Genomic DNA, 14043 nt, shown 5'->3' on the forward strand with positions numbered 1-14043 from the left:
ATTTCTTTTTAGGGCTCAATGTAATTCTTTTTTAAGAAATTGTGCGGTATAGCTTTTTTTGTCCTTTGCAACTTCTTCGGGGGTTCCCAAGGCCATTACCTTTCCACCTTGTTTTCCGCCTTCAGGGCCTATATCAATAATATAGTCAACGGTTTTGATTACGTCTAGATTGTGCTCAATTATCAAAACGGTATTTCCTTTGCCAACTAATTTATTCAACACAACCATCAAAACACGAATGTCCTCAAAATGAAGCCCGGTTGTGGGTTCATCTAAAATATAGAACGTATTTCCCGTGTCGCGTTTGGAAAGTTCAGTTGCCAATTTAATTCGTTGTGCTTCTCCTCCCGAAAGCGTGGTAGATTGTTGTCCCAAGGTTATATATCCCAAACCAACATCCTTTATGGTTTTTATTTTTCGATGGATTTTCGGAATATTTTCAAAGAAACCATCAGCTTCGTTAATTGTCATTTCCAAGACGTCATAAATGGATTTTCCTTTGTAGCGAATTTCCAACGTTTCGCGGTTGAAACGTTTGCCCTGGCAAGTTTCACATTCCACGTAAACATCGGGTAGAAAATTCATTTCAATAACGCGTAAACCAGCACCTTTGCAGGTCTCGCAACGCCCCCCTGCAACGTTAAAACTGAAACGTCCGGGTTTATAACCACGAATCATTGCTTCGGGAGTTTTTGCAAACAGATTGCGTATTTCAGAAAAAACGCCTGTGTAAGTAGCTGGATTGCTTCGTGGCGTCCTGCCAATCGGTGATTGGTTTATATCGATAACCTTATCAATATTTTCGAGCCCTTCAATTTTTTTATAAGGCATCGGTTTTTTTACCCCGTTGAAAAAATGTGCGTTTAGAATAGGGTAGAGGGTCTCGTTGATGAGCGTACTCTTTCCACTGCCGGAAACGCCCGTTATTCCAATCATTTTTCCCAATGGAAATTCAACGGTAATGTTTTTAAGATTGTTGCCTGTTGCACCTTTTAAAATCAGTTTCTTTCCGTTTCCTTTTCGGCGTTTTTTAGGTATTTCAATTTCTTTTTTTCCGTTTAAATAATCTGCCGTTAGGGTATTGTGTTTTTCTATTTCCTCGGGCGTGCCTTGCGATACTATTTCGCCGCCGTGCCTTCCCGCTGCTGGGCCAATGTCTATCACATAATCGGCACTTTCAATCATATCTTTGTCGTGCTCCACAACAATAACGGAATTGCCAATATCTTTTAATTGCTTTAATGAATAGATCAGTCGTTCGTTATCGCGCTGGTGAAGGCCAATACTGGGCTCATCCAAAATATAGAGCACCCCCACCAATTGCGAGCCTATTTGCGTTGCCAAACGGATTCGTTGCGCCTCGCCCCCTGAAAGCGATTTTGAACTGCGGTCCAAAGCCAAATAGGTCAAGCCCACATCAACCAAAAACTGAAGCCTAGAGCGTACTTCCTTTATAATTTCCGACGCGATTTTAAGCTGCGTTTCCGAAAGGTTTTTTTCCAGATTTGCAAACCATTCCGCAAGTTCAACTACGTCCATATTGGCGAGTTCGGCAATATTCTTTTCGTTTACCTTGAAATAAAGAGATTCTTTTCGGAGTCGGGTTCCGTTGCATTCCGGACAGGCGATTTTGTCCATATATTCCTTTGCCCAACGTTTAAGTGAAGTGGTTTCGTTTGCGTCAAAAGTATTTTGGATAAAAGTTGCAACCCCTTCAAAGTCTATTTTATAACTGCGGGTAATACCAAGCTCTTTTGAAGCAACATCAAACTTTTCATTTCCACCGAAAAATATAACATCTTTAGCCTCTTGAGGAATACTTTCAAACGGATCGCTCAATTTAAATTTGAAACGTTCCGCAATCAGTTCAAGTTGCTTAAAAACCCAATTGTTCTTTTGGGGGCCATGTGCAGCCAAAGCACCTTGCTTTATGGATAGTTTGGGATTTGGCACCAACTTGTTAAGGTTCACCTCATAAAGCTTCCCCAGCCCTTTGCAATTGGGGCACATTCCTTTTGGGGAATTGAAGGAAAAATTGTTCGGCTCGGGATTAGGATAGGAAATTCCTGAAGACGGACACATCAATGAACGGCTGAAATAGCGGGCTTCGTTGGTGTCATTGTCCAAAACCATCAGTACATCATCGCCGTGGTACATCGCGGTATTAATGGTTTCGGAGAGGCGTTTGTCATTATCACTTTCTCCGGAAACCTTTAAGCGATCAATTACTATTTCAATATCATGGGTTTTGTAACGGTCAACCTTCATACCCTTTACAATATCGCGCACTTCGCCGTCCACGCGTACTTTTAGAAAACCTTGTTTGGCGATCTGCTCAAAAAGCTCACGGTAATGCCCTTTACGGGAACGGATTATGGGAGCCAAAATGCTTACCTTTTTATCGGTAAAATCTTCGAGTATAAGTTGTTTTATTTGTGCATCACTGTAGCTGACCATTTTTTCACCGGTGTTGTAGCTGTATGCATCACTTGCGCGCGCGTAAAACAGACGGAGGAAATCATAAATTTCAGTAATGGTGCCTACTGTGGAACGTGGGCTTTTACTCGTGGTTTTTTGCTCAATGGCAATTACCGGGGAAAGGCCTTCAATTTTATCTACATCAGGTCTTTCTAAACTTCCTAAAAATTGACGGGCGTAGGCAGAAAATGTTTCTATATAACGGCGCTGGCCTTCGGCATAAATGGTATCAAAAGCCAAAGATGATTTTCCGCTGCCGGAAAGTCCCGTAATTACAACTAACTTTTCTCTTGGAATTCGAACGTCAATGTTCTTTAAATTGTGGACGCGGGCGCCCAAAACTTCAATAAAATCCTCATTTTTCGACATAGCTTGCAAAGGTACTCAATAGATTGGAAAATAAAGAATGCATGGTATCACCGAGGTGTTAATTTTTGATATGAAAATAGGGACGTTTTATTAACGGTTTACTTCCTTGGAAAGAAAAATATGAAATGTAACTGCAACATAAAATATAGTGCTTAATACAATCGAAAAGCCAATTATAAGTGTAACTACTGAAAAACTAAGCATTAGATAGGTTATTGGAAGCAAAACGCCAAAGATTGTGAGTAGCAAAAAGACAATGTATAAATAATAGATAAGCTGCGGAGTTTTTCTATCTATGTAACTTTGGAATTGGGAGAGCTTTGGCATTACATCTTTCGTTAAATGTTCCCATAGTTTCGAAAAGAAAACTTCGTTAAAGGAAGAATCTTCAAACATATCCGGATTTATGGTATTGGCAAGCGTTAAAATTTTTTCCCTATGACGTTCAAAAACCGCTTCCAAATTTAAAGACTCCTTATAATTTCCGAATTTATATCCAAAAACATACCACAGCCCTGAACCGCATTTATGTTCTAGCCATTTTTCGAGGATGCTATTGTCATAAAAGATAGGGTAATTAAGGGTTTCGGGAATGTGTTTTTCTTTTGGATTGGTCATTAACAGCGATTTCAACTCCAAATAAAGGTTTTCGGTCTCGCCGAAATGATGCGTTTCCTGTAAAAATTCAATAGCCAGTTTTGATTTTCCCTTGTAAAACTCCTTAACCTCAAAATAGGAAAGATCAGCATAATCTTTTTCCATATAATCCTTCAGTCCCGGAAGCCAAATATTTGAATGAAACAAAATTTCAGCAATATTGCGGAAGTTGTGCATTTTTTGGGTTGTCTTGCTTATTTTATGGATTATCTTGGTTTTATATAACTTTTGCCTCATTGCAGAAGCAGCTAAAAAAACCATTAAAATTGCCGATAAAAACCCGCTGATGCCAATGAATATAGTTGCTGTTTTTTTTAAAGTTTCTTCAAAACCCCTTGTGTCTTGATATTTGTTGTAGAGCAGAAAAATTAATACTATGCAGATTATACCACTTATCACAAACGCAATAGTAGAATACCAATCCTTAAGCAAAGATTTATTAATCATACATAAAAAAAGCCACAAATGAGGCTAAAACATTTAAGTGGATTTTTTGGAATAAGAAATTTATCTGTAAAAAGAATTTAATTCTTTATGGTGATTTTTTTTAAATGAAAATATATGCCTCGCAGTAGTGTACATAGCATAGCTTAATAAAAAAATCAGTCTAAATTTCTAAAAAATCCATGTTAATTCCCTCAAATCTAACCTTTTTTACTGCCCCAATATACACCATTCGATATAATGCACAAGATTTCGTTTAAAGGTGTAAATAAAATAGTTAGTAGCCAATAGCCGTATCGTCACCCCTTCTGTCTGCTCCACCTTCAAGTTTTCCATTGGGCAAGACCAATATTGCATCTATGTAACCTATTTGTGGGAGTATCTCTGTAGAAGAAGAATATCCTTTTGCTTCCAGATTATATATTGTTTCATTAGAAAATCCCTCTTCTTCAAATAAAATCACGTCTGGCAACCACTGGTGGTGAAAACGGGGAGCATCCACTGCTTGCTGCATATTCATATTAAATTTATGTACATTTAGAAATGTTTGTAGCACCGAAGTAATAATTGTAGAACCGCCCGGAGTGCCCAAAACCATTAATAATTTTCCGTCTTTTTCTACGATGGTTGGGGTCATTGAGCTTAACATTCTTTTTTGTGGAGCGATGGCATTAGCTTCTCCACCTATAAGCCCAAACATATTGGGAACACCGGGTTTGGCACTAAAGTCGTCCATTTCGTTATTCAAAAAAAAGCCGAGGTCCGAAATATAGAGCTTTGAGCCGTACGAAGCATTAAGTGTTGTGGTTACTGACACGGCGTTTCCAAATTTATCTACTATTGAAAAATGGGTGGTTTCCATACTTTCGGCACCGCCTATTTTTCCTGGCTTAATTTCTTCTGAAGGAGTAGCTTTTTCTAATGAAAAATTTTCCATTCGTTTTAAAAGATAATTTTCTGACAACAGCGAATCCACAGGAATATCAACAAAATCGGGGTCGCCCAAGTATTCACTCCTATCTGCATAAGCCCTTTTTTCGGCTTCGACCAAAAGCTGTATATATTTCGTGGAATTGTGCCCATATTCTGAAACGGGGTATGGCTCAACCATTTTTAAGATTTGCGCCAAACAAACGCCCCCGCTTGAGGGTGGTGCCATGGAAATGAGCTTAACATCTTTGTACTTAAAAACTATAGGTTCCCGCCAAATTGCCTCATATGCGTCTAAATCTTCCTGTGTAATGATAGCTCCTTTTTTCTTCAAAAAATCGATCATTTTTTTCCCAGTATCACCTGCGTAAAACTCTGAGCGACCATTTTTCGCAATTCGTGAAAGTGTATTTGCGAGTGCTATATTTTTTAAAGTATCCCCTTGTTTATAAATTTCAGTAAATATTGAAGATTCATCGTTTGTTTTTTCAAATTCTTCTTTAAATTCCTCAAAACGTGCTTTTTGCTTTGCAGTTATTACATATCCATTATTTGCAAGGTCTATAACTGGTTTTAGTAAAATTTCCATTGGAAGGGTTCCAAACTTTTCGTGTACTGCAAATATCCCCGCTATACTTCCCGGAACGCCTACGGCAAGGGCACCATCCGTACTTTTTTCTGCAATTACATTGCCCTCTTGGTCCAAATACATATCTCTAGTGGCCGCCAACGGGGCTTTCTCCCTAAAATCGAGGGAGCCAATTTCACCATATTGACTTCTGTAAACCATAAATCCACCACCACCAAGATTACCCGCATTGGGGTAGGTTAGGGCAAGTGCCATTTGTGTAGCAATCATTGCATCAAAGGCATTTCCGCCCATTTTAAGTATATCGGCTCCAATTTTTGAAGCTTCCGCGCGTGCAGAAACTACCATGGCGCTGTCTGCAATTACGGCTGCTTTTTCACTTTTTGGTTTTTCAATACTTGCTTGAGCTTTCGGTTTTTCCTTGCAGGCAAAAGTCAAAAAAGCAAACAATAAAAGATGTGCTGGTTTCATAAGCTATCAAGTGTGTCTTGGGAAAAAACAATCAGTTCTTCAAAAAAGGAAGTGAATTCGGCTTCAAATTCCTCATAATATTCTTCAAGTTCTGCCACGGCGAGATTCATTTTTGAAACGCCTTTGGTACGCACGTTCATTTGTGCCAAAATTTTACTGATTCCCTCAACGGTGGCGTAGCTTAAAAGCCAATTGTCGGCAATCATATAAGGCATCATTTTTTGGATTCTCGCGGGAAGAATAGTGAAGTTTTTCCGAAGCAATCCATAAAAATTTTGCACATATTCATCCAAGGGTTCATTTGAATATTTATCCCAGTTTTTTGCCAAAAAATGGTCGTAAAGAATATCTACAATTACCCCGCTGTAATGGCTGTAATTTTTGTGGAGCCGAGCCGTGCTTTGGTGTACCGTGGGATGTGCATCGGTAAAAGTGTCAATGGCGCGGTGCAGCAAAATGCCTTTTGCAATGGCAGGGGGAAACTTTAAATAACGTTTTCCTTTGATGCCATCGGCAATAAAATTACCGATTATAACTTCTTCGTCATTGCCGGAAAGGTAGATGTGGGCCAAAAAATTCATTCAATAAATATATGTATTTTTGGGCTGTAAAAATTGAAAATTGAACCGATTACCAAATTTGGACCCACTGCGGTTTTTTCTCGCATCGTTGGTGTTACTCTTTCACTTGCCCCAACTTTCCGCCAACCAGGGATTGCCTTATTTTGATAGCCTTCCTATCTTTCACCGCGGTTTGGAAGCGGTTTATATGTTTTTTGTGCTCAGTGGTTTTTTGATTATTCGCCTTATTTATCGTGCAAAAATCAGGGATGCTTTCTCGATAAAGGATTTTTATATTCGAAGGATTCTGCGGATTTTTCCACTCTATTATCTCATTTTGGGCTTTGGGCTATTTTTTTACAATGTGCTTTTGCCTTTTCTGAATATTCCTTTCGAAATAAATTACACTTGGAAAGAAGCTTTTTTTTATAACGTTTTCTTTCTTCCGAATGTATTTGCGAAAATCTATGAACCCGGCGGCATACTTGAAATTTTGTGGTCCATTGGAATCGAGGAACAGTTTTATTTGGTAATTGCGCCTTTGCTATTCTTCATAAATGTTAAATGGGTATTGCGGGTTTTGGGCATTTTGCTGCTTGGGTATTTCATACTTTATTGGTCCGATGTTTTTGAGGTACTCCGTAACTATACTTTTGTGTTTTTCTATCTGTTCTCGGGAGGGGTAATCGCAATTTTGGAAGAAAAGCAAATGCTGGATTTTTTAAAACGTTCGGCGATTTTTCCTTTGGTGATTTGCATTGCGACATTGCTTTATTTTACAACGGATTGGTTTCTATTTGAACCGCTTTGGCTTCGGGCTGCCTTCACGTGTTTTCTCTTTGGATCTTTTATCCATTCGCTGGCATTCAATAATCGGGGAGTAGAGGTAAATAGTAAAATTTTATACCATTTCGGTAGTATTTCCTACGGAATTTATATGTTTCACGCCATAGTTTTAAATGCTGTTGTATTTTTGTTTTTGAAACTGGAAATGCTCCAAAACCTTAATGAAACTTTAACCATATTTTTATTGCACCTGCTTACCTTCGCAGGTACACTTTTAATCGCTCATTTATCTTACACCTACTTTGAGCTTTACTTTTTAAAATTGAAAAATAAATTCAGAAAATAACTTTTGAAGTACGAGGTACGAAATACGAAATACGAAGTGTGAAGTACGAAATACCTCAAATCAAAAAAACAGTAAAAAATGACATTAATAAAATCTATATCAGGAATCCGTGGAACTATTGGCGGAACGCAGGGCGAAAACCTAACTCCAATTGATGCCGTAAAATATGCCGCAGCCTATGGAACTTGGGTAAAACAACAACGAAACAAGGAAAACTACAAAGTTGTCGTGGGCCGTGACGCACGTATTTCCGGCGAAATGATCCAGCAATTGGTGATGAATACCTTGGTAGGAATGGGCATTACCGTAATAGATTTAAATCTTTCCACAACGCCAACGGTGGAAGTTGCGGTAGCTTTGGAACATGCCGATGGCGGAATCATTTTAACAGCAAGCCACAACCCAAAACAGTGGAACGCTTTAAAATTATTAAATAATAAAGGCGAATTTTTAAATGCGGAAGCCGGACAACAAATCCTTGACATTGCCGAAAATGGAACTATTGCATTTGCGGAAGTTGATAATTTGGGCGAAATTCATAAAAACGATGCCTATATCGATTTGCATATTGATGAAATATTGAATCTTCCTTTAGTGAAAGCCGATGCCATAAAACGTAGCAAATTTAAAGTAGTTGTTGATGCGGTGAATTCCACGGGAGGCATTGCAGTGCCGTTGCTTTTGGAAGCTTTGGGAGTTGAACCCGTAAAACTGCATTGCACGCCAAACGGACAGTTTCCGCACAATCCCGAACCGTTGAAGGAACATTTGGGCGATTTGATGGAAAGTGTTGTAAAAAACCACGCCGACTTCGGAATTGTGGTTGATCCAGATGTTGATAGACTTGCTTTTGTGGATGAAAAAGGCGAAATGTTTGGCGAGGAATATACGCTGGTTGCGGTTGCCGATTATGTTTTACAAAATACGCCCGGAAATACTGTTTCAAATATGTCATCTTCCCGAGCTTTGCGCGATGTTACCGAAAAACACGGCGGAACATATACTGCCAGCGCAGTTGGTGAAGTGAATGTAGTTGAATTGATGAAGGAAACAAATGCCGTGATAGGAGGAGAGGGCAATGGCGGAATTATTTATCCAGAGTTGCATTACGGTCGCGATAGTTTGGTTGGGATTGCTTTGTTTTTAAGCTTTTTGGCAGAAGAAAAAATAGCCGTGAGCGAACTTCGGAAAAAATACACCGCTTATTTTATGAGCAAAAAGAAGATTGAATTAACCCCACAATTGGATGTTGACGCCATTTTAAAAGCGATGGAGACAAAATATGCTTCAGAGGAAATAAACACGATTGACGGCGTAAAAATAGACTTTGCGGAAAATTGGGTACATCTTCGAAAATCAAATACGGAGCCGATTATTAGGGTTTACACCGAAGCGAAAAGTCAGGAAGAGGCAGATGCTTTGGCGGATAGGATTATTGGGGAGATTAAAAATGTTGCGGGGATATAAAAGGTTGGTTTAGAAATGAAAATTTCAGACGCTGTAAATTTACTTTTTAAAAAATTTCTTATTTAGTATTTCATTTTCATCGTTTTCTATTGATATAAAGTATATACCTGGCTTTAAATCCCCAACATTTATTTGAGATAGATTTTTTGTGTTATATGAAACCTGTCTTCCTTGGAAATCATAGATAATGATTCTATTTATGGAAATATTATGATTGAATTTTATATTGAGAATATCAGTAGAGGGATTAGGATAGATTGATAAGGATTGATTATTAAATTCACTTATCGATAAGTAACTATTACTATATATTGCCTGGTCTCCATTTGAAGCTGTTACAATAAGAGTTCTATCCTGACCGGTTTCAATAATTTCATATTGGAATGGATCGAATGGTGGTTTATTCCAGAAAGATTGATATAAATCGGAATACACATTATTCTCTTCAAGATTACAACTCCCCGCTAGCCAATAAATGCCAGCTGAAAAACTGAACTCGGTAGTTCCATTATATATAATAGTTCCTGCTCCGCCTGTACCACCACATACTCCTGTATAAAATTCATTAGGCTCAATAAAATCTGCGGGAACGTGATTTTGTTCACTATTAATTGGAGGAATATAACTCTGTCCATCCAATATCAAATCATGTAAAATCCAAGTTTGCTCAAAAAGCCGAATGTCCTGTGATAAGCAAGAAAAGCCAATTAAACAAAACAAAAGAAGTGTAAAGTTTTTCATCGGAAGATTGTTTAATTGATTTACGATTAAATTTAATTCTATTAAAGATATTAAAAAATAAATTGTTTCAGATCAATTCATATTAAGTATTCCGCAACTTCCACCGCTTGTGCGACCATAAATAGTACTCAGGCTTTTCACGAATCTGTGCTTCCAAAGCATCAAAAAACATTCGGGTAATTTGAAAATCTGGGTATTCCTTTGGATTGTCAACCAATGGGACAAAAGTAGTTTTATAGTATCCGCGCTTTACTTTTTCAACCTTTAAATACAATACCGCAAAATCAAGCTTTTTTGCCAGTTCCTCGGTTCCGGTAAACACGGGCACATCAATTCCCATAAACGTGTCACGGTGTTTAAAGGCGCCCTTTTTTGGGGTTTGGTCGGAAAGAATGTAGGTGAGCGTTTTTATTCCTTTTTTCCACTTTCGGAAAAGGACAGCTACAATCTTTTTATTGCTCACAATGATGCCACCGAAGTGTTCCCGAGTTTTTTTTACAAGCGCATCAAATTGCTTGCTGCCCAAAGGCTTGTAAACTGCGTGGGCTTGGTGCTGCATCAATTTGTTGAGAATTCCGCTCCATTCCCAATTGCCGTAATGACCTGCCATTAGTAGAATGCTTCGGTCTTTTTGATAATAGGGATCAAGTATTTCAGCATTAGTTACCACAAAACGTTTTCGGATTTCTTTTTCAGAAATGGTAAAGGCTTTTATGGTTTCAAAAATAATATCACATAAATGCTTGAAGAATTGCTGGGCAATATGATCTCTTTCTTTCTGCGTCTTTTCGGGAAAAACCAACGCAAGATTGTCCTTCACAACCTTTTTGCGATAGCCAATAATATAATAGGCCAAAAAATAAAGTGCGGTTGATTTTATGTACAAAATGCGCATCGGCAGAATGGAAAGCAGCCAAAGAATTGGATAAGCCAGTATATAAAGCAATCTTTGCATAGGAATTATTAGCGCAAAACTACTGTTTTTTGAAATAAGAAATACCAAATTCGAAATGGGAAGTTTGAAACCGGAAATTTGAAATTTTTAAATGCGAAGCTTTGTTTTCAAAACGTTTATTTAAAGTTGTAAATTTGAAATAAAAAAATGAGTGTAGAGTTAAAACAAAGAACCCAAAAATTTGCTTTGGATTGCTGGCGTCTGTGTGCTGAAATACCCAATTCGCGTGAGTACAATGCCTACGTGCATCAATTGATTAAAAGCTCCAGTTCTGTTGGTGCGAATTATAGAGCAGCCTTGCGAGGAAAATCATCTCGTGATTTTATAAATAAACTGAAAATTGTTGAAGAAGAAGCTGATGAAAGTGCGTTTTGGTTAGAAATGTTTTCTGCAATTTTAAAAGATAATCAAAACACTTTACATAGATTAAACAAAGAGGCAAATGAAATTGTTGCTATAGTTGTAACTTCTATTAAAACTGCTAAGAAGAATCTAAAATGAGAAATACGAAATACGAAATACGAAAGACAAAATACGAAAGACGAAATACGAAGTGTGAAATTAGATATACATTTTCTTTATTTCAAAATCATTTTTTCGATGTCTAGTTTTCTACTTCTTATTTTTTCACTTCCCATTTCTAACTTCCCATTTCTAACTTCTAATTTCTAACTTCAAATGCAAAACTTACACATCGCAACAATCGTAATCATCGCTGCCAATGTAATCATCTCGATGAAAGGTTTCAATGATTTTTCCTTTTTTGAAAAATATAAATTCAACATTGCCGGAATACGCCGCGGCGAGCAGATACGTATGTTTAGCTCTGCTTTTTTGCACGCAGATTTTTCGCACTTGCTGTTTAATATGCTTACGCTTTACTTTTTTGCGCCTGTGGTTATAATGAGTGTGGGCGTTACGTATTTTGTGATAATCTATGTGGCAAGTCTGCTGATTGGAAATCTACTTTCGTTCTATTTCCACAAAGACGAATATCATTACAGCGCAATAGGAGCGAGTGGTGCGGTAATGGGCATATTATATTCAGCTATTTTGTTTTTCCCCGATATGGGACTTTATCTTTTCTTTATCCCTATCCCAATCCCAGCTTGGCTTTTTGGGATGGCATATTTGTTGTACTCTATCTACGGAATGAAAAAAAGATTGGGAAACATTGGCCACGACGCCCACATTGGTGGGGCCATTGGCGGTTATATACTAACACTTGTTTTTGCACCTTATTTGTTTCAAACAAGTTTATGGATCGTGGTTTTACTCGCCATTCCATTAATTCTTTTATTCGTTCTTCATAAACTAGGAAAAATTTAAAAAAAAAGAAAACTATGAAAACCTTACAAACACTTTTAATCTTAGCAATAACTACAACTACCGCGATGGCTCAAAACACACTTCCACCAAACACCATAGACGTTACAGGCGAAGGTATTGTTCGTGTAGTTCCAGATGAAGTTACTATTAACATTCGTGTGGAAAACACCGGAGAAAACACCAAAACACTCAAAGAGCAAAACGATGCTACCATCAGCGAAGTTTTGAAATTTCTAAAAAAAATGGACATAGCCGAAAAGGATGTGCGCACTGAATATATGAACCTCAGCAAAAACTACGACCATAATAGTAAGACATACACCTTTGCTGCCAATCAATCACTTTCGGTAAAAATTCGCGATTTAAAAAAGTACGAACCTGTCATGAAGGGTTTATTAGATACGGGAATCAATAGAATTGACGGAGTAAATTTTTCCTCATCAAAAGAAGATGCCTTAAAAAGCGAAGCCCGTAAAAAGGCTGTCGAGAATGCCCAGATGAAGGCAAAGGAATATGCTTCTGCTCTCAACCAAACTGTTGGAAAAGCCGTTTCTATAAGTGAGTATAATAATTCAAGCGGACCACAGCCTATGTATAAAATGGCAATGATGGATTCTTCCTCTAACGGTGGTGACCAAACCATCGCACTAGGAGAAATAGAAATTAGAACAACCGTAAACGTTAGCTTTTTACTGAATTAGAAAGTAATACTTCAATAAAAAAAGCCTCGTTTCCTTTTAGGAAGCGAGGCTTTTTATTTTTTTAAATTTTAATTGCTATTCCTCAAAAAGGGTAGCCATTTTTGCTTCCAAAGCTTCACCGCGAAGATCTTTGTCAATAATAACTCCGTTTTCATCCAGCAAAAAGGTTGCGGGTATGGATCGGACACTGTATTGTTGGGCAATTGGATCCTGCCAAAACTGTAGGTTGGAAACATGGTACCAATCCATATTGTCATCTTTTATGGCTTGAATCCATCTGTCTTTCTGTTCAGCTTTGTCTAAGGAAACACTTATAATATTTAGGCCTTTATCGTGGTATTTGTTATACACCTTTACAACATTAGGATTTTCAAGACGGCATGGTTTACACCACGATGCCCAAAAATCAATTATAGTGTATTTTCCCATGGCATCTTTTAAAGACATCATTTCACCACTTGGTGTAGGTGCACTGAAGTCTGGTGCTGGACTGCCCACTTCAGCTTTTTTTAGGGCTTCAAGACTGGCTTTTAAATCTTCTGTAAGTTCAGAAGATTTAATTTTATCGTTTAGGTTTTCAATATACTGCGAGGCTTCTTGGGGTGTGATCTCCTTCTTATTTACCATTTCTGATATGAGCATTATAGAAAAAAGGGAGTTGTTATTATCTTTTAAATATTGCTTTTTATATTCGGTTTCCTCACCAACCAAATTAAGGTTTTCACTCTGGAGTTTTGTAATTGCAGCAGTGTCATTATTCTGTCTGGCTTCACGGAAACGATTCATGCTTTCTTGCTTTTGGTTATTGAAAACAATCATCCTGTCCACAAAATTTCCATAAGATTCATTTTGTTTACCTCCTTTAATACGTGAGGCCTGCAGACTATCTGCATAGATGGTTGCAACCATATCTTCATTTTCTGGAAAATATAGCACGGAGCCATTAATATCATCGAATCTTAAGAAATTTAAGGTTGCGCCTTCAGTCTTTGGGTAGCTGGCTGAAAATTTACCCTCAGTAACCGTTAATGTATCTATGGCCTTGGGTTGTTTGTTTTCCAATCCATACACATATATTTTAGCTCCTTCAGGAAAGCCTACAGCTTCTCCTTCCAGTTTATAGGTATTGGTATCTTTATTGCAGGATATTATAGAAAGTGCAAGTAGTGTAGCAATAATAAGTCTCATAAATACGTCTTTTTTTAAGATTTGGGCAAAAA

General features: G+C 37.7%; 12 protein-coding genes. 5 read left to right on the forward strand and 7 right to left on the reverse strand.

The features are described 5' to 3' along the window. Positions 1 to 15: 15 nt before the first annotated feature. The 4 genes from uvrA to JK629_RS11375 all read right to left on the reverse strand — a co-directional run bounded on the left by uvrA (position 16) and on the right by JK629_RS11375 (position 6519). Entirely contained in the window at positions 16 to 2847 is a 2832-nt protein-coding gene (gene uvrA / locus JK629_RS11360) for an excinuclease ABC subunit UvrA (protein WP_202335737.1), read from the reverse strand. 90 nt (positions 2848 to 2937) lie between these two features. Beyond that, the gene (locus JK629_RS11365) at positions 2938 to 3951 is read right to left on the reverse strand and encodes a hypothetical protein (RefSeq protein ID WP_202335738.1); all 1014 of its coding nucleotides are present in this window, start codon (positions 3949 to 3951) and stop codon (positions 2938 to 2940) included. Positions 3952 to 4225: 274 nt separating this feature from the next. Next, complete coding sequence (ggt, locus tag JK629_RS11370; RefSeq protein ID WP_202335739.1) at positions 4226 to 5938, reverse strand: gamma-glutamyltransferase; 1713 nt, start codon at positions 5936 to 5938, stop codon at positions 4226 to 4228. Beyond that, entirely contained in the window at positions 5935 to 6519 is a 585-nt protein-coding gene (locus tag JK629_RS11375; protein WP_202335740.1) for an acyl carrier protein phosphodiesterase, read from the reverse strand. Before JK629_RS11375 ends, ggt begins: the two co-directional genes overlap by 4 nt. 40 nt (positions 6520 to 6559) lie before the next feature. Between JK629_RS11375 and JK629_RS11380 the strand changes: the two genes are divergently transcribed. Both JK629_RS11380 and glmM read left to right on the forward strand, forming a co-directional pair. Further along, positions 6560 to 7630, forward strand: a complete 1071-nt coding sequence (locus JK629_RS11380; RefSeq protein WP_202335741.1) for an acyltransferase family protein — start codon at positions 6560 to 6562, stop codon at positions 7628 to 7630. Between the two features lie 78 nt (positions 7631 to 7708). Next, entirely contained in the window at positions 7709 to 9097 is a 1389-nt protein-coding gene (glmM, locus tag JK629_RS11385) for a phosphoglucosamine mutase (RefSeq protein ID WP_202335742.1), read from the forward strand. 39 nt (positions 9098 to 9136) lie between these two features. Here the strand turns inward: glmM and JK629_RS11390 are convergent, their stop codons facing one another. Beyond that, positions 9137 to 9838: a T9SS type A sorting domain-containing protein gene (locus tag JK629_RS11390; protein ID WP_202335743.1), complete on the reverse strand. Its 702-nt coding sequence runs from the start codon at positions 9836 to 9838 to the stop codon at positions 9137 to 9139. An 82-nt stretch (positions 9839 to 9920) separates the two neighbouring features. Further along, positions 9921 to 10793 (reverse strand): lysophospholipid acyltransferase family protein, encoded by an 873-nt coding sequence (locus tag JK629_RS11395; RefSeq protein WP_202335744.1) that lies wholly within the window; start codon positions 10791 to 10793, stop codon positions 9921 to 9923. A gap of 147 nt (positions 10794 to 10940) precedes the next feature. Here JK629_RS11395 and JK629_RS11400 point away from each other — a divergent pair, with 147 nt between their 5' ends. The 3 genes from JK629_RS11400 (at position 10941) to JK629_RS11410 (ending at position 12823) form a co-directional block, all read left to right on the forward strand. Continuing rightward, positions 10941 to 11294: a four helix bundle protein gene (locus JK629_RS11400; protein WP_202335745.1), complete on the forward strand. Its 354-nt coding sequence runs from the start codon at positions 10941 to 10943 to the stop codon at positions 11292 to 11294. A gap of 177 nt (positions 11295 to 11471) precedes the next feature. Then, on the forward strand, positions 11472 to 12122 hold the full coding sequence (locus JK629_RS11405) for a rhomboid family intramembrane serine protease (RefSeq protein ID WP_202335746.1): 651 nt from the start codon (positions 11472 to 11474) through the stop codon (positions 12120 to 12122). A 14-nt stretch (positions 12123 to 12136) separates the two neighbouring features. After that, positions 12137 to 12823, forward strand: coding sequence for an SIMPL domain-containing protein (locus JK629_RS11410; RefSeq protein ID WP_202335747.1), 687 nt, complete (start codon positions 12137 to 12139; stop codon positions 12821 to 12823). Positions 12824 to 12898: 75 nt separating this feature from the next. Here JK629_RS11410 and JK629_RS11415 read toward each other — a convergent pair whose 3' ends face one another. Further along, positions 12899 to 14011: a TlpA disulfide reductase family protein gene (locus JK629_RS11415; RefSeq protein ID WP_202335748.1), complete on the reverse strand. Its 1113-nt coding sequence runs from the start codon at positions 14009 to 14011 to the stop codon at positions 12899 to 12901. Positions 14012 to 14043: the final 32 nt, after the last annotated feature.

This window comes from Aequorivita iocasae, from assembly GCF_016757735.1.
Classification (GTDB): domain Bacteria; phylum Bacteroidota; class Bacteroidia; order Flavobacteriales; family Flavobacteriaceae; genus Aequorivita; species Aequorivita iocasae.

Bases quoted from the DNA above. Each gene is read 5' to 3' on its own strand.
- JK629_RS11410 (WP_202335747.1), top strand. From the start codon at position 12,137: ATGAAAACCTTACAAACACTTTTAATCTTAGCAATAACTACAACTACC.
- JK629_RS11375 (WP_202335740.1), bottom strand. From the start codon at position 6,519: ATGAATTTTTTGGCCCACATCTACCTTTCCGGCAATGACGAAGAAGTT.
- uvrA (WP_202335737.1), bottom strand. From the start codon at position 2,847: ATGTCGAAAAATGAGGATTTTATTGAAGTTTTGGGCGCCCGCGTCCAC.
- JK629_RS11395 (WP_202335744.1), bottom strand. From the start codon at position 10,793: ATGCAAAGATTGCTTTATATACTGGCTTATCCAATTCTTTGGCTGCTT.
- glmM (WP_202335742.1), top strand. From the start codon at position 7,709: ATGACATTAATAAAATCTATATCAGGAATCCGTGGAACTATTGGCGGA.
- JK629_RS11365 (WP_202335738.1), bottom strand. From the start codon at position 3,951: ATGATTAATAAATCTTTGCTTAAGGATTGGTATTCTACTATTGCGTTT.
- JK629_RS11390 (WP_202335743.1), bottom strand. From the start codon at position 9,838: ATGAAAAACTTTACACTTCTTTTGTTTTGTTTAATTGGCTTTTCTTGC.
- JK629_RS11415 (WP_202335748.1), bottom strand. From the start codon at position 14,011: ATGAGACTTATTATTGCTACACTACTTGCACTTTCTATAATATCCTGC.
- JK629_RS11400 (WP_202335745.1), top strand. From the start codon at position 10,941: ATGAGTGTAGAGTTAAAACAAAGAACCCAAAAATTTGCTTTGGATTGC.
- ggt (WP_202335739.1), bottom strand. From the start codon at position 5,938: ATGAAACCAGCACATCTTTTATTGTTTGCTTTTTTGACTTTTGCCTGC.
- JK629_RS11405 (WP_202335746.1), top strand. From the start codon at position 11,472: ATGCAAAACTTACACATCGCAACAATCGTAATCATCGCTGCCAATGTA.